The sequence below is a fragment of the Parabacteroides vesiculifaciens genome, from assembly GCF_049860805.1.
Classification (GTDB): Bacteria; Bacteroidota; Bacteroidia; order Bacteroidales; family Tannerellaceae; genus Parabacteroides.
This window is the reverse complement of record NZ_CP187555.1, coordinates 2,428,980-2,452,781: the sequence shown is the minus strand read 5'-3', so window position 1 is coordinate 2,452,781 and position 23,802 is coordinate 2,428,980. Positions and strand designations below refer to the sequence as shown.

Annotated in this window: 22 protein-coding genes; 17 read left to right on the top strand and 5 right to left on the bottom strand. The window is 51.8% G+C overall.

Annotation, left to right across the window (positions count from 1 at the left end; all coding sequences use genetic code 11):
• Positions 1–115 precede the first annotated feature (115 nt).
• Entirely contained in the window at positions 116–964 is an 849-nt protein-coding gene (locus tag ACPYIV_RS10035; RefSeq protein WP_293733267.1) for a PepSY-like domain-containing protein, read from the bottom strand.
• A 204-nt stretch (positions 965–1,168) separates the two neighbouring features.
• On the opposite strand from ACPYIV_RS10035, the gene ACPYIV_RS10030 reads away from it, so the two are divergent.
• The 10 genes from ACPYIV_RS10030 (at position 1,169) to ACPYIV_RS09985 (ending at position 11,833) form a co-directional block, all read left to right on the top strand.
• The gene (locus ACPYIV_RS10030) at positions 1,169–2,416 is read left to right on the top strand and encodes an efflux RND transporter periplasmic adaptor subunit (protein WP_293733268.1); all 1,248 of its coding nucleotides are present in this window, start codon (positions 1,169–1,171) and stop codon (positions 2,414–2,416) included.
• Between the two features lie 18 nt (positions 2,417–2,434).
• Positions 2,435–3,706 (top strand): ABC transporter permease, encoded by a 1,272-nt coding sequence (locus ACPYIV_RS10025; RefSeq protein ID WP_425886443.1) that lies wholly within the window; start codon positions 2,435–2,437, stop codon positions 3,704–3,706.
• Between the two features lie 16 nt (positions 3,707–3,722).
• Positions 3,723–4,991, top strand: coding sequence for an ABC transporter permease (locus ACPYIV_RS10020; protein WP_425886442.1), 1,269 nt, complete (start codon positions 3,723–3,725; stop codon positions 4,989–4,991).
• A 15-nt stretch (positions 4,992–5,006) separates the two neighbouring features.
• A complete protein-coding gene (locus tag ACPYIV_RS10015; protein ID WP_300761337.1) occupies positions 5,007–6,269 on the top strand; it encodes an ABC transporter permease in 1,263 nt (420 codons plus the stop codon).
• Positions 6,270–6,279: 10 nt separating this feature from the next.
• Complete coding sequence (locus ACPYIV_RS10010) at positions 6,280–7,551, top strand: ABC transporter permease (protein WP_425886441.1); 1,272 nt, start codon at positions 6,280–6,282, stop codon at positions 7,549–7,551.
• 65 nt (positions 7,552–7,616) lie between these two features.
• Positions 7,617–7,892, top strand: a complete 276-nt coding sequence (locus ACPYIV_RS10005; protein ID WP_293739481.1) for a hypothetical protein — start codon at positions 7,617–7,619, stop codon at positions 7,890–7,892.
• Positions 7,893–7,897: 5 nt separating this feature from the next.
• Positions 7,898–8,251 carry a type II toxin-antitoxin system RelE/ParE family toxin gene (locus ACPYIV_RS10000; RefSeq protein ID WP_293733274.1) on the top strand — a complete coding sequence of 118 codons (354 nt, stop codon included), beginning with the start codon at positions 7,898–7,900 and terminating at the stop codon, positions 8,249–8,251.
• Positions 8,252–8,409: 158 nt separating this feature from the next.
• On the top strand, positions 8,410–9,681 hold the full coding sequence (locus ACPYIV_RS09995; protein WP_425886440.1) for an ABC transporter permease: 1,272 nt from the start codon (positions 8,410–8,412) through the stop codon (positions 9,679–9,681).
• 6 nt (positions 9,682–9,687) lie between these two features.
• Positions 9,688–10,962 carry an ABC transporter permease gene (locus ACPYIV_RS09990; protein ID WP_425886439.1) on the top strand — a complete coding sequence of 425 codons (1,275 nt, stop codon included), beginning with the start codon at positions 9,688–9,690 and terminating at the stop codon, positions 10,960–10,962.
• Between the two features lie 205 nt (positions 10,963–11,167).
• Positions 11,168–11,833: an ABC transporter ATP-binding protein gene (locus tag ACPYIV_RS09985; RefSeq protein ID WP_293733275.1), complete on the top strand. Its 666-nt coding sequence runs from the start codon at positions 11,168–11,170 to the stop codon at positions 11,831–11,833.
• Positions 11,834–12,019: 186 nt separating this feature from the next.
• On the opposite strand, the gene ACPYIV_RS09980 is transcribed toward ACPYIV_RS09985, so the two are convergent.
• On the bottom strand, positions 12,020–12,802 hold the full coding sequence (locus tag ACPYIV_RS09980; protein ID WP_293739480.1) for a DNA-binding domain-containing protein: 783 nt from the start codon (positions 12,800–12,802) through the stop codon (positions 12,020–12,022).
• Positions 12,803–12,921: 119 nt separating this feature from the next.
• On the opposite strand from ACPYIV_RS09980, the gene ACPYIV_RS09975 reads away from it, so the two are divergent.
• The 6 genes from ACPYIV_RS09975 to ACPYIV_RS09950 are packed head-to-tail and all read left to right on the top strand — an operon-like array spanning position 12,922 to position 20,800.
• Positions 12,922–14,262 (top strand): ABC transporter permease, encoded by a 1,341-nt coding sequence (locus tag ACPYIV_RS09975; protein WP_425886438.1) that lies wholly within the window; start codon positions 12,922–12,924, stop codon positions 14,260–14,262.
• Positions 14,263–14,274: 12 nt separating this feature from the next.
• Complete coding sequence (locus ACPYIV_RS09970) at positions 14,275–15,540, top strand: ABC transporter permease (protein WP_425886437.1); 1,266 nt, start codon at positions 14,275–14,277, stop codon at positions 15,538–15,540.
• 29 nt (positions 15,541–15,569) lie between these two features.
• The gene (locus tag ACPYIV_RS09965) at positions 15,570–16,877 is read left to right on the top strand and encodes an ABC transporter permease (protein WP_425886436.1); all 1,308 of its coding nucleotides are present in this window, start codon (positions 15,570–15,572) and stop codon (positions 16,875–16,877) included.
• A gap of 13 nt (positions 16,878–16,890) precedes the next feature.
• Positions 16,891–18,171, top strand: coding sequence for an ABC transporter permease (locus ACPYIV_RS09960; RefSeq protein WP_425886435.1), 1,281 nt, complete (start codon positions 16,891–16,893; stop codon positions 18,169–18,171).
• Between the two features lie 24 nt (positions 18,172–18,195).
• Positions 18,196–19,497, top strand: a complete 1,302-nt coding sequence (locus ACPYIV_RS09955) for an ABC transporter permease (protein WP_425886434.1) — start codon at positions 18,196–18,198, stop codon at positions 19,495–19,497.
• 7 nt (positions 19,498–19,504) lie between these two features.
• Positions 19,505–20,800 carry an ABC transporter permease gene (locus ACPYIV_RS09950; protein WP_425886433.1) on the top strand — a complete coding sequence of 432 codons (1,296 nt, stop codon included), beginning with the start codon at positions 19,505–19,507 and terminating at the stop codon, positions 20,798–20,800.
• Positions 20,801–20,875: 75 nt separating this feature from the next.
• On the opposite strand, the gene ACPYIV_RS09945 is transcribed toward ACPYIV_RS09950, so the two are convergent.
• From ACPYIV_RS09945 to ACPYIV_RS09935, 3 genes are all read right to left on the bottom strand, one after another.
• A complete protein-coding gene (locus ACPYIV_RS09945) occupies positions 20,876–21,433 on the bottom strand; it encodes a phosphatase PAP2 family protein (protein WP_293739473.1) in 558 nt (185 codons plus the stop codon).
• 22 nt (positions 21,434–21,455) lie between these two features.
• Positions 21,456–21,665, bottom strand: a complete 210-nt coding sequence (locus ACPYIV_RS09940; RefSeq protein WP_293733284.1) for a hypothetical protein — start codon at positions 21,663–21,665, stop codon at positions 21,456–21,458.
• Positions 21,666–21,761: 96 nt separating this feature from the next.
• Positions 21,762–22,133 (bottom strand): diacylglycerol kinase family protein, encoded by a 372-nt coding sequence (locus ACPYIV_RS09935; RefSeq protein ID WP_293733285.1) that lies wholly within the window; start codon positions 22,131–22,133, stop codon positions 21,762–21,764.
• A 164-nt stretch (positions 22,134–22,297) separates the two neighbouring features.
• Here ACPYIV_RS09935 and ACPYIV_RS09930 point away from each other — a divergent pair, with 164 nt between their 5' ends.
• On the top strand, positions 22,298–23,779 hold the full coding sequence (locus tag ACPYIV_RS09930) for a TolC family protein (RefSeq protein ID WP_293739472.1): 1,482 nt from the start codon (positions 22,298–22,300) through the stop codon (positions 23,777–23,779).
• Positions 23,780–23,802 lie beyond the last annotated feature (23 nt).

Sequence of the window (23,802 nt, the reverse complement as noted above, 5' to 3'; positions counted from 1 at the left end):
CTGAGCGAAGCGAGTTTCGCAGGCGACAGCGGAACCTTTGCCCGGAGTAGACCGGACGGTTAAGCCTTGATCTTTTGGTTACTTTTGGATCAAGCCAAAAGTAACGGATCAATCATTATTTGTCAGTAACAATATTCCCGAACACATCGAACTCGACCGTTACAGCCTGTCCGTTGTGTATGACATTGAATTTGTGGAAAGCACCGTTGGCATCGATAAACATATAAATAGATTCCACCTGGTCACTACCGTATTCCGAAGCCTTGAACGCATCCATGATAACTGTCGGAACTTCCTGTTCCGAAACTTTCCAGGTCGTACTTTTCCAGGTATATATCTGGGTCAGTTCGACGATCTTTAAAGTCTTCCCGTCGAGGATCGCCAACTGTACGCCGAAAGTCGTGTTTTCCATATCCAGCAATTCAGCTCCCTGGAAGGTCAGTTCCATCAGGTTGACCACCTTTTCCGGGACGATGATCGGTTGGTCCGCATCATCTTTGGCATTGTCGACCGCTTTGATCAGGTCACCGTACAAAGTGTAATACAGGTCGGTTTCCTGTTCCGCCTTTTCTACTTCTACCTTATATACGGTTCCCATTCCGGCCCTGCCGATGGTATCGGCTTCCTCAATCTTCCAACCGGCATATTTCCCTTGTTGGATATCGGTCGAGATAGCTGCCGGCAACTGGCTAAGCGGCAAGTCCGTCTTGATCATGGCCCATACGCCGAGATGGTCGAACCAGGCGGTGTTGTCGAGGGAGTTGTTTTCAAAGTCAATCACATAATAATCGTCATTGACTGTCCATTCTGTGTCGCGGGCATCCGGATATTTGGCATTGAAAGCGTCCAGGATTGTTTTAGGAGGTTCGATACCGCCCGGTATGTTTTCGTCGTCTTTGCTACAGCCGGCAAAGAGCAGGGCGAAACTTGCGAAGATTGTAAAGACTGAAATTTTAGCGTTCATAATTTATCGTTTTAATTTGTTACGAATAAACAACAGTAGAGAGGGAAAAGTTTTCTCAAAATCGAACACACTGTCCGATATTGAACACTCATTCCGGAGTATATATTCAAGAAATCAATGGTTTATGTTTTTGGCACGGAGTTTGCCCTGTAAAAGCCGTTAAGGCGGGAATGCCGGAAAAGTAGAATTAAAACAATACTAAATATGGACAGAGAGATTTCAAAAGAAGTACAGAGAAAGGAACAACGCAAACAGTTTATCAAGATAGGAGCAGTCGCCGGCGGTCTTATCGTTCTGATCGTAGTGGTGATCTCTATGCTTCAGACCAGTCTGAAACGGAAAGACCTCAACATTTCGACGGTCGACAAGGGAGTGATCGAAGTATCGGTAAGTGCATCCGGTAAAGTGATCCCCGCGTTTGAAGAGATTATCAATTCACCGATCAACTCCCGCATCGTGGAAGTGTATAAGCGAGGTGGTGACTCGGTCGATATCGGCACGCCTATCCTGAAACTGGATTTGCAGAGTGCTGAGACGGAATATAACAAGCAGTTGGACGAAGAGCAGATGAAGAGCCTGCAACTGGAACAGCAACGCGTGACGAACCACAACAAACTTTCGGAAATGGAAATGAACCTGAAAGTCTCCCGCATGGAACTGGATCGTAAAGCCGTCGAACTCCGTAACGAACGTTACCTGGACAGCCTGGGAGCCGGTACGACCGATAAAGTCCGCCAGGTGGAACTCGATTATAACGTGAGTGTCCTCAAACTGAAGGAAGACGAGCAGAAATATAAGAACGAACAGGCCCTTGCCGAAGCGGATCTGAAAGTGAAGAGTTTGGAACTGAATATTTTCCGTAAGAGCCTTGCCGAAACCCGGCGTACGCTGGAAGACGCCCAGATCCGTTCGCCCCGCAAGGCAATCCTGACCTATGTGAACAACGAGATCGGTTCGCAGATAGGCCAGGGAGCAAAGGTGGCAATCGTTTCCGACCTGTCTCATTTCAAGATCGAAGGCGAGATCGCCGATACTTATGGAGACCGTATTGCCGCAGGCAGTAAAGCGGTTATCAAGATCGGTAGCGAAAAGCTGGACGGGACGGTCAGCGACGTTACTCCCCTGTCGAAGAACGGCGTGATTTCTTTCACAGTCCAATTGGAGGAAGACAATCATAAACGTCTCCGTTCCGGTTTGAAAACCGATGTCTATGTGATGAATGCCGTGAAGGATGATGTGCTTCGCATTGCCAACTCTTCTTATTATGTAGGAAAAGGAGAATACGAACTCTTTGTCGTAAACGGAGACCAGTTATTGAAACGCAAAGTGCAGCTGGGAGACAGTAATTTCGAATATGTCGAAGTGGTCAGTGGCTTGCAGGAAGGCGACCAGGTCGTTGTCTCGGACATGAACGCTTATAAGGACAAGAACAAATTGAAAATAGAGGACTGATTAAAAATAATTGGCTTTATGGTAAAACAATATTTGAAGCAAGCATTATACATGCTGCGGGAGAACCGCCTCATCAGTGTGATTTCCGTTGCGGGCACTGCTCTCTCCATTGCCATGATTATGGTAGTGGTTCTGGTCTTCCAGGTACAGTTTGCCAGTTTTTATCCGGAGAACAACCGCGGGCGGATGATGTATGTAGAGAATGGGACGGAAGTCCGTTCCAACAATGGCTGGAACCGGGGAAGCATGTCGGCCGAAGCGGTAAAGGAATGTTTCTACACGTTGCAGGTGCCGGAAGCCGTATCCGGTTATGCGTTGCAGTTGAAGCCGTTGTCCATTCCGGGCAAGCGGATGTACAAGGGTTACGAGATTAAATATACCGATCCTGGCTTTTGGCAGGTCTTTTCTTTCCGCTTCTTGTCTGGGAAACCGTTTACGCAGGCAGACTTTGATGCGGCTATTCCTGTGGCGGTCGTCTCGGAAAGCGTGGCACGCAAGCTTTACGGCTCGACGGAGGTGGTAGGGAAGAGCGTCATCATCGACTTGGCCGTCTATACGATCTGCGGCGTGGTGGAAGATGCCAGCCGGGCGGCCAACACGGCTTTCGCTTCCGTTTGGGTACCCTATACTACGGACCGTATCCTTTTGGCCAATACTTCGAGAGAAAATATGACCGGTGCTTTTTTTGTCTGCTTATTGGCGCGGCAGAAGGGAGACTTTGAAGCCATCCGGCAGGAGCTGGACCGGCAGGTCGAACGTTATAACGGGATGAAGCAGGACAACCAGATCAATTTCATGGGAGGCCCCATCACTCGGTTGGATGTTGCCATCGGCTCTGAGGCGCAGGTGAAGGTGGCGCTGAAAGACTACCTGTTGGAAACCGGATTACTGTTGCTATTTCTGCTGCTCGTACCGGCACTGAATCTGTTGGGGGTGACGCAGTCGGCTATACAAAAACGGCGGGCGGAGATGGGCGTGCGCAAGGCGTTCGGGGCGACGACCGGAACCCTGTTGTGCCAGGTGTTGTATGAAAACGGATTGACGACGCTGATCGGCGGGGGAGTAGGCTTCGGGCTGTCTCTGCTTTTCCTTTCGGTTGGCAAGGATTTCCTGCTTCAGAGTGCCAATACGGCTTTGAGCGGAGAGATGGTGTTCCAGCCGATGGCATTCGGGGCTGCACTGTTGTTCTGCTTGTTGCTGAACCTGTTGTCGGCCGGTCTGCCGGCATGGCGGATTGCCCGGCAGAAGATTGTGATTGCGTTGAAAGACGGGGAGGAGTGGAACCATTAAGAAGGAGGACAGAAAGATGATCAAGCATATTTGGAAAATGATTTGGAACCAGCGGAGCAGCAATGGCTGGTTGTTTATGGAACTGCTGCTGGTGTTTGGGGCGCTTTGGGTGATGATGGACTCGATGTTAGTCAGTTGGTATATCTACCGGCAGCCGTTGGGTTTTGACATTACGAACGTCTATAAGATAAACATCGGAAAGAAATCGGCCGGCATACCGGGCTACCAACCGGACTCGTTGCTGGCCACATCCGAAGGGGAAGACCTGTTGCGCTTGGTGGAGAACATACGCCGGGCGGAAGAGGTGGACGAGATCTGCATCGCTACAAATTCTTGTCCCTATACCTGGTCGAATAGCTGGACGACATTGGTACGGGCAGATTCCGACACCAGTGTGAAAGCCAATTACTACCAATGCTTTCGGGTGACGCTTCCCTATTTCGACGTGCTGCGCATCCAAGACAAGGAGGGGCATCCGTTGCGCCCGATCTTGGAGAAGAACGTCGGCTCTTTGGCGATAACAGCTGATTTGGAAAAAGAGTTTTTCGAGAGTGGATCGGGCATTGGCAAACAAGTCAAATGGTCACCCAAAAATACGAATACCGAAACGGTTGCCGCAGTCACCTCGCCGGTTCGACAGAGGGAGTTTGAGGTGAGCACCGCTTGCTTGTATCAGTTGATGCGTACGGACGAAGATGTGGTTGAAACGTTTACTTGGTCGAAAGTGGAGAACGCGGATTGCCTTGTCCGCATGAAAGACGGTTTCAAGGCAGACGAGATGGATGCCTTCCTGGATAGGATGGGCGAGCGGCTGGAAGTGAACAACCTGTATGTCTCTTGCGTGATCCCGTTGGAAGAGCAGCGTCCTGTGATCCTGAAAGGGCGGTTGGACAATTTGAAAAAGAAGACGGCTTTGGTCGGCTTCATGCTGGTGAACGTCTTCTTTGGCATCGTCGGCGCTTTCTGGCTGCGGACGCAATACCGTCGGGGCGAACTGGGGCTGCGGTCGGCGTTGGGGGCTTCGCGGAGTACCTTGAAGCGTTATCTCGATGTGGAGGGGCTTTCATTGTTGTCTTTTACAATCCCGTTGGTGTTGGTCTTCATTGTCAATACGCTCTATTTCGATTTGCCCGATACGGGACGGATGGCCTATTCGGGGTGGCGCTTCCTTGTCACCTTCGGTGGTGCGTTCCTGTTGCTGGCCGGTATGATCTGGGTCGGTATCTGGTTCCCGGCACGCAGGATTGCGAAGATGAACCCGGCAGAGGCTTTACATTATGAATGATAAATAATAAGGAATATGTTCAAACAATACTTTAAACAAGCCATCCAGATGTTGAAGGAGAATCGCCTTACCAGTGTGATTTCGATCCTTGGTACGGCGCTTTCCATTGCGATGATATTGGTGGTGATCCTTCAGTTACAAATCAAGCTGGTCGGTTTCCGTCCGGAGTCGAACCGCGGCAGAATGCTTTATATCATGGGAATACGGGCGGACTCGCGGGATGGTAAGAACCGGAACTCTACCGCCATGTCCGACGGCGTAGTGAAGGAATGCCTCTATGCGCTTCAAACGCCCGAAGCGGTGACGGCGATAGCGAGCAACAAGGCGATTGTTTTGTTGCCGGATCGCCAGTTGTTCGAGGAGTATGTAATAAAGTATACCGATCCCGGCTTCTGGAAGGTCTTTGATTTCCGCTTCACTTCCGGCAAACCGTTTACGGATGCCGATTTCAGTTCCGGTCTGCCTCGCGTGGTCATTACGAATACGTTGGCCCGCAAGCTTTTCGGATCGGAAGACCCGATAGGGAAAGAGGTGCTGATGGGGTACGTGTCCTATACGGTTACGGGAGTGGTGGAGGCCCCGACACGGGCAGCAGATAGCGCCTATGCGGATGTTTGGGCCCCTTATACCAGCAATACGAATTATGTGAACAATATGTCGTGCGGAGGTGTCTGCGGCAGTTTCCAGGGGGTTATCCTGGCTCGTTCGGCGAGCGATTTCGAGGCGATCCGTACGGAAGTCAAGCAGGTAGTCGGCCGTTACAATTCTGCCGGCCGGGAGTTCGTTTTAGGGATGAACTTCGTGTTCTCCCGTTTGGACGTGGCACTGGGATCGAACGATATGAACGGAGGTATCTTGAGAGGATGGAAAGAATATCTGACGGAAACGGCTCCTTTGCTGTTGTTCCTGCTATTGGTGCCGACGCTGAACCTGACAGGTGTCGTCCAGTCGTCCGTCCAGAAACGCCGCTCCGAGATGGGACTCCGCAAGGCGTTCGGGGCAACGAAAGGGCGTCTGCTGACACAGGTCTTATGTGAGAATCTGATTGTCACCCTGATCGGGGGGGTGATCGGGATCGTCCTGTCTGTAATATTGCTTCAACTTTGCAAGTCGTTTCTCTTGACAAAGGAGACAGCGGTTACCTTCGAAATGCTTTTCAAGCCTGTCCTGTTCGTTGCTGCCCTCTTTTTTACCCTGCTGTTGAACTTGCTGAGCGCCGGCCTCCCGGCAATCCGCATCGCCCGTGAACAGATTGTGGATGCGTTAAACAATAAATAAACCAAATACAATGATCAAACATATTCTAAAGATAATGTGGAACCAGCGCCGCAGCAACGGCTGGATATTTGCGGAGCTGTTAGTGGTGGCAGCGGTGCTCTGGATGATGGTCGATACGTTCTGGGTAGATTACCGGACATATCATGCACCGCTCGGTTTCGACATAGAAAACGTATGGCGTTTTAAGTTGAGCAAACTGGATGTGAAGGCGCCGGCCTACGTCCCTGACTCCCTCTACCACTCGTCCGACCCGGAAGACCTGACGCAGTTGATGACTCAGATCCGCCAGAACCCGGAGGTGGAGGATGTTTGCGTCACCTTCTATTCCTGCCCCTATTCAAACGGTAATTCCTGGAGGGAAGTCAAGCCGGTGGATGGCGACACCCTCTATGCGGCCCATATGGAGACATTCCAGATGCGTAACGTCACGCCTGAATATTTCCGTCTTTTCCGTATTCGGACGGCCGACGGGGAGCCGGTGTACGACAAGGTCTCAGGGCGGCATAACGTGATTGTGATCACACCGGAAATGGCGGAAGGTTTCTATCATGGCGCCCCGAATGTCGTTGGCCGCCGCGTGTATCATGGTGGTCATGATCTGTCGTCCGAGATCGCAGCGGTTTCCGCCTCCATCCGCACGAATGAATACGAGCGTCCGGAAGCCTCTTATTTCCAGTGTTTGGAAGGTGAAACTTACAATTCCGTTGTCAGTAGCTTCGGTGCCGGCAGCGCCGAGTTTTGTGTCCGGATGAAACGTCCTTATACGCAGAACGAGATGAACCTGTTCCTGGACGGAATGTGGGAGAGGTTGAAGGTCAACAACCTCTATGTCTACGGCATTGCCCCGATCTCCTCTTTCCGCGAACAGCATCTGGGGTGGAAGGAGCGGGAAGTGAATAACAAGATGTCCCTGATGGCCTTTATGCTGGTAAATGTCTTTTTCGGCATCATCGGTACTTTCTGGCTTCGTATGCAGAACCGCAAAGGCGAGATCGGCCTCCGGGTGGCTTTGGGTGCTCACCGTATCACGCTGGAACGCTATATGTATACCGAGGGGCTTTGCTTGTTGGCCTTGACATTGCCCCTGCTGGTCATCTTCGCCTTTAACATGGCTTATATGGATCAGCTCGATTCGTACCGGCAACCGCTCACCTTCATGCGTTTCCTCATGACTTTCGGCTTCACCTACCTCCTGATGGGCACCATGATCTGCATCGGCATCTGGTTCCCGGTGCGTAAAGCGGTACGGCTGGCGCCGGCGGAAGCGTTACATTATGAGTAGGACTTTCTACTTTCATAATTCTTTGTTATCTTTGTGGCTGTAAACCAAAAAGAAAGGAATGCGTTATGTCTGCTATTGAAATGAAAATGTCGTTGTTGCAAGAGGTAATGTCTCTCGATGACAATGAGCAACTGATCAAGAGGGCCCTTGCCTCCCTCCGCCGCCTCAAAGAAAAGGCAAGGGTAAAAGAAATGGAAACTGACGGTTATGTGGAGCCTACCAAAGAGGAGATTCTGGCCGATATAAGGGAAGGACTGAAGGATTTGAAGGATCTGCGTGAGGGTAAGAATGTCGGGCATAAGTTTATGGATGCCCGGGAGTGGTTGAAAACTTTAGATTGATTAGTATGACTAAAGTTATTATCCATCATGAGACGTTCGACCGGGAGTTCAAGCGTTTGAGCAAACGATACCGCTCCTTGAAAGATGATGTGGATGATCTGATCGATGAACTGGAAGAAAGCCCTCGCCTCGGCGTCAGCCTCGGTGGTGGTGTGCGTAAGGTCCGTATGGCCATCACATCCAAGCGAAAGGGCAAAAGTCATGGGGCGAGGGTGATTACCTATACCGAGGCGATCATTTGTGCCGATGAGGAAGGTGTGGTAACGCTGCTCACGATCTATGACAAGGCCGACCGCGACACCATCTCTTCCGATGAGATCGCCGCTTTGCTCGATTCCCTTTCCCGGTTCGAAGAGTGACCGGATTACCGAAACCGTACAAAAGCCGAATGTCCGATAATGACTCCACTGTTCATTATCGGACATTCGGCTTTTGTACACCTTGCATCAAATCAGTGGGTTAGCTGTTTGGCACGCGATTTGTTTACTATCCTGGCATATTAAACAATAGTTCGATTATGATTAAACAATACTTCAAACAAGCCATCCGGCTTCTGACGGAGAACAAGCTGCTAAGCGTGATCTCCATCCTCGGGACAGCCTTGGCCATTTGCATGATCATGGTGATCGTGATCTTGTATGTCGTGAATACGGCAGGGTTCAAGCCGGAGGTGAACCGGGGGCGTTCTTATTATTTCAATTCGGTGATGTCGGAAGGAAAGGAAGACGGGCGGCGTATCTCTTATGGCAACATCGGCCTGCCTTTCATACGTGGATGCTATTACCCATTGAAGAGTGCGGAACTGGTAACAGCCGTCATCCGTGACGATTGGAGCAAACAACCGGCAACCAGCATGGACGGCCTGAACAACTACAACAGCCGGATTATAGAAACCGATCCCGCTTTCTGGAAGTTCTTCGACTTCGATTTCATCGGCGGTGCGCCTTTTACGCAGGCCAACTTCGAGAGCGGTATCCGTGAAGCTGTGCTCAGTGAGAGCGTGGCCCGCACCCTGTTCGGCAGCGAACAGGCGGTAGGCAAAGAGATAAAGCTCGACTTTACGGTTTTCCGTGTTTGCGGGGTAGTGAAGGATGTTTCCCGTTTTGCAAAGAAGTCGTATGCCGATATTTGGATTCCCTATACCACTGCGTCGTCTTACGAGCAGAGCTGGGATGAAGGCATTAGTGGTATGTTCTGCTGCTATGTCTTGCTGAAAGAAGGATGTAGCCGTACTGATCTCAAACAGGAAGTGGATGAACGTGTCCGCCTCTATAACTCCGGGCTGTCCGACTACCGGGCCAAAATATTCGACCAACCCAACTCGCAGATCGAAGAATGGATGTATGCCTCGAATGTCGGGCAGGGAGGGACGGTGGCGAAAGTCTACCTCCGCTACGCAATCATCCTGTTTGTCCTGCTGCTCGTCCCCGCCTTGAACCTTTCGGGGATCACGCTGTCGAGGATGCGCAAACGAATCGCCGAGCTGGGAGTACGGCGCGCTTTCGGAGCCACGAAGGGGAACATCATCGGGCAGGTCCTGATGGAGAATCTGGTGCTCACGTTGGCGGGCGGCCTGTTGGGGCTTTGTCTCTCGTACGTCGCCATGTGGCTGTTGCGCGACTGGCTGTTAGTCACTTCGCTGGGAGAGGCCGGATTGTCGATGAACATGCTCAACGGCTACGTCTTCTTAGCTGCTTTGTTTTTCTGCTTGGTGATGAACCTGATGTCGGCGGGAATACCGGCATGGCGGGTGTCACGGGTGAACATTACGAACTCTATTAACGGTTGATGGCTTATGTTACGAATGATCTTCATACAACTTTGGAATGAGCGCAAAACGAATATGCTCATCTATCTCGAATTGGTAATCGTGTCGGTTTTCCTCTGGTATGCGGCAGATGCCTTGTTTGTCAACTACAAGAGCTATTCACGGCCGGTCGGCTTCGATATTTCGCATGTCTATTATGTGGAACTCGCAACCGTCCCGCAAGGTAGCGCCGACTACGATACGACAGCCGCGCACAACCGGTTCGGTGCGGCCGACTTCCTGACGCTCCGTGACCGTCTGGCCCATCATCCGAAAGTGGAGGATGTCTGCTTTACCAGCAACATCCATTTCCATTATCGCTTTAACAACCGTTTTGCTTCATTCAAGCAAGACTCCTTGGTGCGTAACGGGTATGTGCGTTTTGTTGATCCGTCTTACTTCCGCGTCTTCAGGGTGAAGACGGCCGATGGCGGACCGAGTGAAAAGCTGGAACAGGCCTTGCGTGAGAAACAGGTGGTGGTCACCGCTACCGTAGCCGATGACTTTTTCGGCAATGCTTCGAAAGCACAGAACCAGGAGATCCAGATAACCGACCAGGGCGACCGGGACAGCGTATTCTATCGTATCGGTGCAGTCTCCGAACCGCAACGTTATTCGGAGTTTCATGAATATAGCTATGCTTATTATAAACCGGTCGGCACGGACGAGGATTTCCATAATTCGAGTGTCCAGGCGGTCAATGGCATGCGCCTTTTCATCCGTGTGAAGCCGGATGCCGACAATAGCCGCTTCGCTGCCGGCTTCACACGTGAGATGTCGCAGCAACTGTGCCTCGGCAACATCTATTTGAAAGAGATAATCCCGATGTCGTACTATCGCGACGAGATGCTACGGTCGTGGACGGACGATATACGGGTCTATTTCTCCGGCATTATCTTCTTCCTGCTCAACGTCTTCCTCGGCATCATCGGGACCTTCTGGCTCCGCACGCAGCAGCGCAGCGCCGAGATCGGCCTTAGGATGGCGATGGGGGCTTCGCGCCGGGGCATCTTCCGCCACCTTCTTGCCGAGGGGTTTGTTCTCTTAGGCGTGGCGTTCATCCCTGCGGCGATCGTCTTTGCGAACCTGATGCACCTGGAGGTGACGGAGCAGAGCGAGATGCTGATCCCGGTGGCGGACCGCCTGCTTTGCGGCATGGGGATGACGCTCGGGCTGATCGGCATCATGGTCGCCGTCGGCATCGGCTTCCCTGCCTGCCGCGCCATGCGCCTGCAACCGGCCGATACGCTGCATGACGAATAAATGGACGGGGGGGTAGAGACGCACGGCCGTGCGTCTCTACGACGAAAACGGACAATGTGTTCAATATCGGACACCTCTTGTTTTGCATTGCAATTGATTAATAATCACTTACCTCTTTGGCACGCAATTTGCCCATAGGAAGTACATACAAGGAATATACTAATAACGGGCAGCCTCAACCTGCCCACAACAAACAATAACGATTATGATAACACTTACAAATCTTGAAAAGATCTACCGGACGAAAGAAATCGAAACGGTTGCCTTAGAGAATGTGAACCTTACAGTCAATAAAGGTGAATTCCTGAGCATCATGGGCCCCTCCGGTTGCGGTAAATCCACACTGCTGAACATCATCGGGCTCTTAGACGCCCCGACCTACGGTACTGTCGAGATTGCCGGTACAAACACAGTCAATATGAACGACAAGCAATTAGCCGAGTTCCGTAACCGGAAGTTAGGCTTCGTCTTCCAATCCTTCCACCTGATCAACTCGTTGAACGTACTCGATAACGTCGAACTGCCCCTTCTCTACCGCAAGGTCAGTGCCAAGGAACGCCGTGAAGCCGCCGAAGCCGTGCTCGAAAAGGTCGGCCTCTCGCACCGCATGCGCCACTTCCCGACGCAGCTCTCCGGCGGCCAGTGCCAGCGTGTCGCCATTGCCCGTGCCATCGTCGGCAACCCCGACATCATCCTCGCCGATGAGCCGACCGGTAACCTCGACTCCAAGATGGGGGCCGAAGTCATGGAACTGCTCCACAAACTGAACAAGGAAGACGGCCGCACCATCGTCATGGTAACTCACAACGAAGAACAGGCCAAGCAGACCTCACGCACCGTGCGCTTCTTCGACGGCCGGCAGGTGATGTAGGGAGACGCTGCTCTCAGTCACTACCCGGACATGGACGTCTTGCAGGCTCGATGCTTGCTTGCATCTAACATGCCTCATAGCTATGAGGTGATAAACCTCAAACCTATGAGGTCGATAGCCTCAAACCTATGAGGTGATAAGCCTCATAGCTATGGGGCAGGTTAGATGGTTACCTGCATCGAGGTGTCACACAACGGTAAAGGTGAGATAGCCGTAACGCTCCTTCTTATATAGATGATAAGTGGGGGTGTACTGGCTGCCGATAACCGCCTCCCATTCACCGGGCGTAAAGTCGATGTCGGTGAGGAAGCAAAGGCGGTTCGACGAATTGACAGACATCTCGCTGGAAGGATAGAAATACTCTTCGCCGGTCGCGACACACCGGAGCTGGACGCCGACGCCGGGCAGGTCGCCCATCAGCGTAAGGCGGCTGCCGTAGATCGAGATAAACGGATGCCGCCCGGCAGGAAGCTGGTTGTAAGGCTCGGTACTATCGACGGTACGCGGTTCGATCTTGAGACTGACGTAAGCGGGGCGGGGAGCGTTGGCAAACGTCTCTAATGTGATATTCTCGACCGGGATGCGTGCCGTACGCTGTTTCAGTTGGGGCGAAGGGCGGAGGTTGGGGACGAGCGTATGTTTCTTGCTGTCGAACTTCTCGTCGAGGTATTCGAAGCTCCCGTTGGGAGTGATTTCTGTACGGCCGAAGCCGAAGTCGACGTTGAAACCGTCCTCGACTGCCTTATAGATCTCTTTTTTGATCAGATCGAACGACGTGACGAGGGTCTCTTTGTTGAAGTTGCCTATTTTGGCTACAATGCGTTCGGCGATCGTGTCGATGTCGATGGTGGAGCGGAAGATGACACTGGCTCTATAGCCTTTGTAACCCGGAAGATTGCTTTTGCTTACGCGGATGAATGATCTGGGTGGCTTCGGTCCTAATGCTGATTTAGGTAATTCTTTATCCATACGTGTTCAGATTGAATGATTAGGATGGTAAAGATAAGCATAATAAAAAGGTAATAATGAAAAAGGATGGATTATCGGTCACACGATACATCATCCTTATATAAACAAACATATTATATATGTATAGACAATATCTCAGACAAGCCTGGCAACTGATGAAGCAGAACAGCTTCTTCAGCACCGTCTACATCATCGGTACGGGACTCGCGATCTCGATGGTGATGGTGATGGCGATCGCCTACCATATCCGTACTTCCAATATGGCGCCGGAGGTACATCGCGACCGGATGCTGTATGCCACCTTCCTTGAATATGCGTGGGGAAACAGCACGAGCTCGTTCTTCTTCAGCAACCGTACGGCAAAGGAATGCCTACTGTCCCTGCAGACCGCTGAGGAGGTGGCCGTGACGACCGAACCGACGATCATGTCGATACTGGCAGGCGACTCGTATGCCCGGCTGTCCGGAGATGGCGATCCTTACAAGGTGTCGATGATGGGGACGAACGACGGTTTCTGGCGCCTTTTCGACTTCTCCTTCATCGACGGCAAACCTTTCGGCGAGGCCGAGTTCCAGTCCGCACTGCCCCGGGTGGTGGTGTCGGAGTCGCTGGCAAAGAAGCTCTTTTCGCGGACGGACGTGTCGGGGCAGGGGTTCCTGCTGGATGATGTGGAATATATCGTGAGCGGAGTGGTGAAGGATGTCTCGTTCATAACCCCTTCGGTGGCAGCCGACCTGTGGGTTCCTTATACCTGCCTTCCCGTCGTTATGGAGACGGGAAGTAGCGAGCGTGATCTTTCGGGAGGGTTCCTTGTGGGGTACATACTGCCCGCCCGCGGCGTGTCCGGACAGGAGGTGGCCGCTGAGTTGGACAAGCAGATAGAACGTTATAACTCCACCTTGCGCGACGGGAAGATCCGGTTGATGAACGGTCTGGAGGGGCATGGAAAGCATATTATCGCGCAGTTTGTGGGAGGAAGCATCGGTACCGGCGGTACGAATGCGGGAGGAGTAAAGCCGGTAAACATCGTAACGATAGCCCTTTGCCTGTTGGTAGTGCTTTTCCTGTTGATCCCGGCGATCAACCTGTCGGGGCTCAACGCCTCGCATATGCAGGACCGGATTGCCGAACTGGGTGTGCGCAAGGCTTTCGGGGCGCGCAGGATGGGATTAGTCATGCAGGTCTTGATCGAGAATATGGTGCTGATGCTGCCCGGCGGACTGGTCGGGCTGCTGTTCTCCTACCTGCTGATCATCCTTTTCCGCAACCTGCTGCTCACGCCGGGGATGTTCGTCATGATGACGGGTGGGGCGAATCTGGAACTGACGCCGGGGATGATGATGAATCCGGCAGTCTTCGGGTATGCTTTCTTAGTGTGCCTGCTGCTCAACTTCTTGTCGTCGGTGATACCGGTATGGCGGGCCGTGCAGGTGAATACGATAGAGGCTATTAAAAGTTAAATGAAGAAAGCTATGTTCAAACATATACTCAAACTGATCAAGGTACAGGGCGAAGGTAACGCCTGGGTGTTCACGGAATTACTGATCGTCTTTATCCTCCTTTGGTGGTCGGTCGACATGTTCCTGATGCAGGGCGTCGTCGCGTTGCAGCCGGAAGGCTTTTCGGTGGAGAATGTCTGCAAGGTGACGCTGGCTGCCCGTCCGGCCACCAGCCCCGCCTATGTCCGCTATGAAGAGGGGAGCGACGAGATGGTGAAAAACTATCTGCGCGTCATCGAGCGTCTCCGTACGCATCCCGACGTAGAGGCCGTCACCTATTGCCAACCGCATTCGGTCCCTTACAATTATGCAAACAATAGCCGGATGTATTGGAACGACACGATCTCGGCTGCCAACGGGCTTGTCTATGACGTGACGCCGGACTATTTCCGGGTGTTCGATATCCGTACCGCCGACGGGGGCTCGCCCGAACAGTTGGCAGCCGCTTTGGCTGACGGATGGGTGGTTAGCCGTACGTTGGAGGAGAAGTTGGTCGGCAAAGGCAGCCTGCAAGGGAAACGGCTGGCATTGAATAAGGGTGACAGCACGACCTACCGCGTCAACGGCATATCGGCTCCGGTCAAGAAGCAAGGGTTCGACTTGTTGAGGCCCGTCGCTTTCATGCCTTTGGCTGAAAAGGATATCTATGCGTTCAACGAACATGACCTGGCGCTGATGCAGATCTGCTTCCGCCTTCGTCCCGGCATAAAGGGCTCGTCCGACTATGTCGCCTCGTTCAAGAAAGAGATGAAACAAAGCCTGACGGCCGGTAACTTCTGGCTTGCCGACGTGCAATATTTCCCGGATATCCGCCGGAGGTTCCTTGAGAACTCCATGGAGGTGAATATGCACAGGATGAGCGTGGCGGTGAATGTCTTCCTGTTGGTGAATGTCTTCCTGGCGGTGATCGGGGCGTTCTGGTTCCGTGTGAACCGCCGCAGGGGTGAACTGGGATTGCGCATGGCTGTCGGTTCCACCCGCCGTGACATCCGGCTGCTGGTATCGGGCGAAGGGCTGCTGATCCTGACGATCACGGCTATCCCGGCGTTGCTGGTCTGCCTGAACCTGGCCCATGCCGATTTCCTCAACACGGAGGTGATGAAGGTGACCTTCGGCCGTTTGCTGGTTGACAGCTTGTTGACTTGGGGCATACTGGCGGGGATCATCATGCTGGCTACTTGGTACCCTTCGCGCAAGGCGTCGCGGCTGGAACCGGTGGAGGCGTTGCATTACGAATGATAACACAACTTTAAATCATAACTTAAGACATGTATAAACAATATCTCAGACAAGCCTGGCAACTGATGAAGCAGAACCGCTTCTTCAGCACCGTTTACATCATCGGTACGGGACTCGCGATCTCGATGGTGATGGTGATGGCGGTGGTCTACCATATCCGGACCGCCGACATCGCCCCGGAAGTGAACCGCGACCGGATGTGCTATGTGACGAGTGTCTCCTTCAAGATGAACGACAACAAAGGTTCGCTCAACAGTGGCAATGGCCCCCGGTTCGTAAAGGAAGTGATCTACAACCTGAAGACACCGGAAGCGGTTGCCATCACGACCATGTCGCAAATCATGCCCTTTCTGGTTGGCGATATCTTTATGCAAATACCCGGGCACGATGAAGCGCCTAAAGTCAGCCTGATGGGGTGTAACGACCAGTTTTGGAAGGTCTATTCCTTTACGTTCGAGGAGGGGAAACCTTTCACGGACGCTGATTTCCAGTCCGGCATGCCGCGTGCCGTGCTTGCTGAGTCTCTTGCCCGGAGGCTGTTCGGAAGGACGGATGTGACGGGACAGGCGGTCTTGATCAACGATGTCGAATATACCGTGAGCGGGGTGGTGGCGGACGTGTCTGGCATCACTTCCGACGTCTATGCCGACGTCTGGATCCCCTACACGTCGATGGCAGTCATTATGAAAAATATGTCTGACGAGAAGGAAGGTTCGGCGGGCCTGTTGCTTTCCAACATCCTCCTGCGCGACGCCGGTGATCTGGAAGCGTTTAAGGCCGAACTGGCACGGGAGGTCAAACGCTACAATACGACCTTGACCGAAGGGCAGATCACTGTCGGCGATCCTGTTTCCTATGCCGACCGGATGGTCAGCAACCTGCTCCAGATGGATGTGAAGACGACCTATATCGCCCTCGCGATCGTGCTGGTGCTCTTCCTCCTCGTTCCGGCGTTGAACCTGTCGGGGCTGAACGCGTCGCATATGCAGGACCGCATTCCCGAGATCGGTGTCCGCAAAGCGTTCGGGGCGCCTCGCGGGACGTTGCTGTCGCAGATCTTCGTCGAGAATATGCTGCTGATGCTGCCCGGAGGGGTTGCCGGACTACTGTTCTCATACGTGCTGGTCTTCCTGTTCCGGAATATCCTGCTCTCTTCCGGCATCTTTGCTATGCTGATGGGGACGGGCGGTGCGATATTCCTTTCGCCGGGGATGCTGCTCAATATGGAGGTTTTCTTCTATGCCTTCTTAGTTTGCCTCGTCTTGAACCTGCTCTCTTCGATGGTTCCTGCCTGGCGTGCGGTAAAAGTGAATATAACGGATGCGTTGAACGGATAAAACAGAATATACGATGATAAAGCATATATTGAAATTGATCAAGTCGCAGTTCCGCAGCAACACCTGGGTGTTGGCGGAGTTGGTGGTGGTGTTTGTTGTCCTTTGGTTCATAGCGGACTATTTCTTGATGCAGGGCGTGTTGATGAACCGTCCGGTGGGCTTCAAGCTGGATAATGTATATCAGGCGGTCGTTTCGCTCCGCTCGTCGGATGCTCCCTCGTTCGTCCGGTATGAGGAAGGGAGCGAGGAACCGCTGCATAACTTCGAACGGATCGTGGACCGTATCAGGCAGCATCCCGACGTGGAGGTGGTAGGCGTGTCTTATTACTCGCTGCCTTATACCCGCTCCAACATGACGGACGGGGTCTGGAAGGATTCGACGCGCTTGAATGTCCGCAACATGAGGGTATCGCCGGATTACTTCCGGGTGTTCCGTATCAATTCCGCTACGGGCGATTCGCCGGAGAAGTTGGGCGAGACGTTGGCGGGCTTGTCGGAGGAGACGGACAGGATGGTTTCAGCCGGAGTGGCGGAGACGCTGTTCGGCCGTGCGGATGTGGTCGGCTCGGAATTGCGTATTTCAGGCGACTCGGTTCCTAAGCGCATTGTGGCTGTGACCGGGCCTGTGCGTAATGACGAATATGACCTCCGGCATGTGAATGTTGTCTTTTCCTTGCTCGATCTGGATTATATGTTTAAGGATCGGGAGATGGACGAGGAGGAAATGACCCAGATGCAGGTCACCTTCCGTATCCGTCCGGATGTCGCTTCTCCGGATTATGCCGGGAAGTTCCTGAAGGAGATGAAGAGGCAGCTGATGGTGGGGAACTTCTGGGTGTCGGACGTGAGGGAGTACCGGAAGGTCCGTGCCGGCTTCTTAGCTAACTCTATGGAGGAGAGCGGGCGGAAGTTGTTCTCTGCCTTAGGCGTCTTCTTCTTGGTGAATGTCTTCTTGGCGGTGATCGGGACGTTTTGGTTCCGCGTGAACCGCCGGCGTAGCGAACTGGGCCTCCGGATGGCTGTCGGCTCGACCCGTCCCGGCATCCAGGGCTTGATGATCGGGGAGGGGTTGTTGCTGCTGACGCTTGCTGCTGTCCCGGCGTTGCTGGTCTGCGTGAACTTAGTGTGGATGGATGTGCTTTCGGCCAAAGTGATGCCGGTCGGCTTGATGCGTTTCGGGGTTGTCACCTTGCTGACCTGGCTGGTCATGGCGGTCATCATCTTCCTGGCAACCTGGTACCCGTCGCGCAAGGCATCGCGATTGGCGCCGGCGGAGGCGTTGCATTACGAATGACCGAATATTAATAACAGAATTGATATGCTAAAAGTCTATCTTAAACAAGCTTGGAACCTGATCCGGCAGGAGCGTCTCTTCAGTCTGATCTATATTGTCGGGACGGGGTTGTCCGTGTCGATGGTGATGGTTCTGTCGATCGTCTTCTACATAAAGATCGCCAATATTTACCCGGAGACAAACCGGGACAGGATGTTGGTGGCCAAGAGCGGGATGATCAAACATAAGAACGGTTCAAACTCCAGCAGCTCCCTTTCTGAGGGGATGGTCAACACCTGCTTCGGCTCTTTGAAAGGTGTGGAGGCGGTGGCGCTGATTTCAAGGAATAGTGGCGAATGTATGGTACAGCCGGATGGAGATCCCATACAGTTGCCGGTGACGGTCAAGTATGTGAATACGGACTTCTGGAAAGTCTTTGAGTTCCGCTTCTTGAATGGCAAACCGTTTACCGATGCCGACCAGCAATCTTCTATCCGGACGGCGGTCATTGCCGAGAGCCTGGCGCGCCGTCTGTTTGGCACGGCCGAGGCCACCGGTAGGTCTATATCGGTCGATTTCCACCAGTACCGGGTATGTGGCGTGGTAAAAGATGCTTCGCTGGTGACCGAAAGTACCTATGCTTTGGTATGGTTCCCTTATACCGTGGCCGACGGGTACAAGCCGGGCAGCAGTTGGTACGATACTCAAGCATTAGGCGATTACCGGGCTTATATCTTAGCTTCTAAGGGTACGGACCTGAAGGCCTTGAAGAAAGAGGCGGAAGAGAATGCGGAACGTTACGGGAAGACGCTTGGTGAAGAAACCTTTACGGCATTGGGGCAACCGGATTATTACTGGCAGTCCTGCTTCCGGTATTGGAGCAACAGCACTCCTGATTACGGGTTGATCATGCTGCAATATGGGCTGATCATCCTGATCTTCCTGCTCGTTCCGTCTGTCAGCCTTTCCGGCATGACCGATTCCCGTATGGAAAGGCGGTTGTCCGAGATGGGTGTCAGGAGGGCTTTCGGGGCTCCGGTCGGCACGTTGATGGCTCAGATCATCTCGGAGAACTTCTTGTTCACCGTATTGGGTGGAGTGTTCGGCTTGATTTTCTCCTATATGCTGATCTATCTCACGCGTGACTGGATTCTGCAGATCGGTGCGAGCTTTGTCAACTCTTTGCCGGAAGGTGCGGATGTCGTTTTTACCCCCGGCATGCTGATGAACTACCAGGTGTTCGGCATTGCACTGCTCGTCTGTTTCGTGCTGAACCTGCTTTCCGCGCTGGTACCGGCCTGGAGGGCTTCACATCGTCAGATCATCAATTCGTTGAACGCAAAATAGGAGCTCTATGTTAGTACATATATTTAAACAGTTATGGAACCGTAGGCGGAGTAACTTATGGATCGGAATAGAACTTTTGCTGGTCTTCTGCCTGCTTTGGTACATTGTGGACTATTTCTTTGTCCTGGAATACAATAAGAGCCTGCCTTCCTGCCGGGACCTGAACCATACCTGGCAGGTGGATGTGGCATTGCTGCCGGAGGAACATCCCGACTATCAGCCGGGTGAAAGCGACTCGACTGCCCTTGTTGATAATTATTACCGCGTGCTTGACCGGATTCGCCAGTATAAAGAGGTGGAAGCGCTGGCCGTGTTGAGTAGTTGGAGTACGCCCGGAGGAGGCGGCTATTACGGCGACTGGCTCCGCAACCGGAAAGATACGACACGCGAGGGAAGCGGGCAGGCTATCCTGTTCGACCCGCGGACCGATTTCTTCAAAGTCTTCCGCTATACGACAAAAGAGGGCAGGCCTGTCTCGGTGGAAGATTTCGACTGGTCTGATCCGAAGGCCGTCGTAATCGGCAATCTGGCAAAAGAGACTTTCTTCCCGGACGGCGATGCAATCGGGCAGATATTGGAAAGCCCGAGGAAACCCGACGAAGTGAATTATGTAGTGAAGGGCGTAGTCGGCGATACCAAACGTTTCGACTATGAACGTCCACAACTCACCTTTTTCAGGGCGGAACGCATAACATCCGATAATATAACTAATGAGATGGAGATCGCTGTCCGTAACCACGAATCCATATCGGACGACCGGTTCCTGCAAGACTTTAAAAATACGATGAGTCGGGAACTGCGTATCGGGAACTTCTACCTGAGAGGAGTCAAGTCCTATAACCGGATAAATGCCGAAACGGATTTCAGATTCGGGCAGACAAGCGACGTACGGGTACATACCGGCATGATGTTATTTTTCTTAGTCAATATCATGCTTTGCGTGATGGGTACTTTCTGGTATCGCATCCGTGTACGGCGTGATGAAGTCGGCTTGCGTATGGCGATGGGATCGACACGTACTGATATCCGGAAGATGCTGATATTGGAAGGGCTTTGCTTGCTGACTGTCGTGGTTCTGCCTGCTATGCTGATCGAGGTTCAGTTTGTCTATCTCGATTTGATCGATACGCTGGGACAAGGGAAAAATAACTTGGGGTATCTGCCCGACCGTCTTGTCCTGCGTTTTATCCTGACCAATTTATTAACCTGGGTTTTGCTGGCAGTAGCTATTGTCGCTGCGATCTGGCTTCCGGCCGATAAGGCAGCCAAGATGGCGCCGGCGGATGCCCTGCATTATGAATAAAGATCGATAATAACACTATTTGTTTTTTGTAGAAAAGCCCGGCTTCGCAGTGATGCGAGACCGGGCTTGATTCTTTTAGAATGTCATGGAAGCATATATTCCGAAATGTTTATCGCTTGCAACCGGGCTGATAGACAGGTTATGCTTCGCGGCAAACGGACGGGTGAAAATGTAAGCACTTCCGGCTCCGAGAGCGGCTCCTGCCACTACATCCCACCAATCGTGTTTTTTGGCATATGTCCGGCTCCATCCCACATATGAGGCAATTGCGTAGGCTGGGATTCCCCATTTCCAACCGTAACGCCGTTGAATAAATGCTGCCCCCGTAAATGATACCGAGGTATGCATGGAAGGAAACGAATGTTTGTCACTGCCGTCTGGACGCTCTTTCTTGATCAGGTACTTTAGAGCGTATGTCATACCTATAGTGGAAACTCCTGCCAAAGCGCCTTGTTTCAATCCTTGCCAGTCCTGCAGCACCATTACGGTAGTTAGGCTCGCTACAGGCGTTACGAACGCCAATACATCGCCTGATGTACGGACAGCCTTTCGACTTCCGCTTATCTCAACTTCCTGCGCTTTTCCCGATAAACAAATGAATAAAAGAATGAATAGGGTAAGAATTCGTTTCATTTATAGATATGCCCCGTCTGCTTTATTTACTTCTGTCAAGAATGATGCGGCTGATACGAGCCTGTACTTGCATCAATGTAACAACGTCTACATTTTCGAAGTCAATATCAATGAGTTTAATTTTGTTTTTCTGAGCCATTCTACGGGGAGAATGTCCCATTTCCTTTACTAAATCATCAATCATTTCTTTGATTTTCTCTGCTCTTTTCGGATAATTTACTGTACGTGCCATAATCTCCTGTTTTAATATTTAATTAATAATGGCACAAATATAAACAAAGAGAATTGTAAAACAATGAAATAAGTGATTATTCTTTTAAATAGCCGTTCAGAAACCCAGTTTGGGAAGAAATATAATCAATCCGACTATTGCTGCCACTATTGCCATAATTAAAACGGCGCCTGCTGCGAGGTCTTTCGTCTTTTTTATTGCTTCGTTATATTCGGGAGAAACTAAATCGGCCAGTGATTCAATGGATGAATTGACTGCTTCGGCTGATAATACGGCTCCTATTACAATCATGACCGCTATCCATTCCACCTCGGATAAACCGAAGTAAAAGCCGACTATAACCACACAAATAGCAGCAAAGCAATGTATCCATGCATTGTGCTCTTTTTGTATCAATAAACGGATGCCATTAAAAGCATACCGGAAACTGGCAAGTCGTTTACGAAAAGTGAAGCCGCTGTTTTTCATATTATTTATTGTTTTGAGAGAACAGCACAAAGATATACATAATACTTCAAAAACGGACACACTGTTCGTTTTCGGACACTATCGTTTCGAGCATATTGCAGATAATCAGTTATATATCTTTTTGGCATAGCTTTTGCCTACGGAAAGATAAAACATTTATTACGATGAAAAAGATCTATATAGCCATTATTTCTCTTCTGCTGCCGGGCGCCGTATTGCAGGCGCAGGAACAAGATACCGTCAGGCTGACCCTCAAAGAAGCTATCAACCTGGCGCAATTGCAATCGGTGGATGCCGCGGTTGCCCTGAACGAGCTGAAGACGGCTTACTGGGAGTACCGTACGCATATCGCCGACCAGTTACCGGAGATCAACTTCAAGGGGACGCTCCCTTCTTACAGCAAACAATATTCAAAGTATCAGCAGTCCGACGGTTCGTACACCTTTGTGCAGAATAACTCGCTCGGTCTGAACGGAGAGATTTCGATTGACCAGAATATCGCATTGACCGGCGGTAAAATCTCGCTGAACTCTTCACTCGATTTCAACCGGCAGTTGGGGACGGGAGCGTTCAATGAATATATGAGTGTGCCCGTCGGATTGACACTCACGCAGCCGATCTTCGGTGTAAACGACCAGAAGTGGAAACGCCGCATCGAGCCTGTACGCTACCAGGAAGCAAAAGCCGCTTATATCGAGAGCGTGGAAGAGGTGACGATCAGCGCGATCGGCTATTTCTTCAACCTGCTGCTGGCGGACGAAAACCTGCAGATCGCCAGGCAGAACCTCGAAAATGCTGATAAACTGTATGAAATAGCCATTGCCAAACGCAAGATCGGCCATATATCCGAGAGTGAGTTGATGCAATTGAAGCTGTCCGCTTTACAGATGAAAGGAAAACTGACGGAGGCACAGTCCAGCCTCAATGCCAATATGTTCCAGCTTCGTGCTTTTCTGGGTTTGAGTGAGCAGGAGGTGATCGAGCCGATCCTGCCGGAGTCGGCGCCTTCGCTGCGGATGATCTACCAGGTCGTGCTGCAGAAAGCGCAGGAAAACAATTCGTTTGCCAAGAATATCCGCCGCCGTCAGCTGGAAGCCGATTACGAAGTTGCGACAGCTAAAGGGAACCGGCGTAATATCAACCTCTTCGCCACGATCGGTTATACCGGCAAAGACCATACGTTTGATGCAGCCTATAACCATCTGAAAGGAAACCAGGTGGTGGAGGTCGGCATGACGATCCCGATCCTCGACTGGGGAAAGCGCCGGGGAAAAGTGAAGGTTGCCGAGTCCAACCGTGATGTCACTTTGTCCAAGATCCGTCAGGAGGAGATCAGCTTCAACCAGGATATCTTTCTGTTGGTGGAGAACTTCAACAACCAGGCCGCGCAGTTGGAGATCGCACAGGAAGCAGATGCGATTGCAGAGAAGCGTTACAAAACCTCTATCGAGACATTTATGATCGGCAAGATCAACATTTTGGACTTGAACGACGCACAACAGTCGAAGGACGAGGCCAAGCAGAAACATATCCAGGAGTTGTACGACTATTGGAATTATTACTATAATATCCGCAGCGTCACCCTCTATGATTTTATAAATGACCAGACGCTCGATGCGGAATTTGAGAAGGTCGTGAGGCGATGATCGATTTAATTCTATAAATTTGC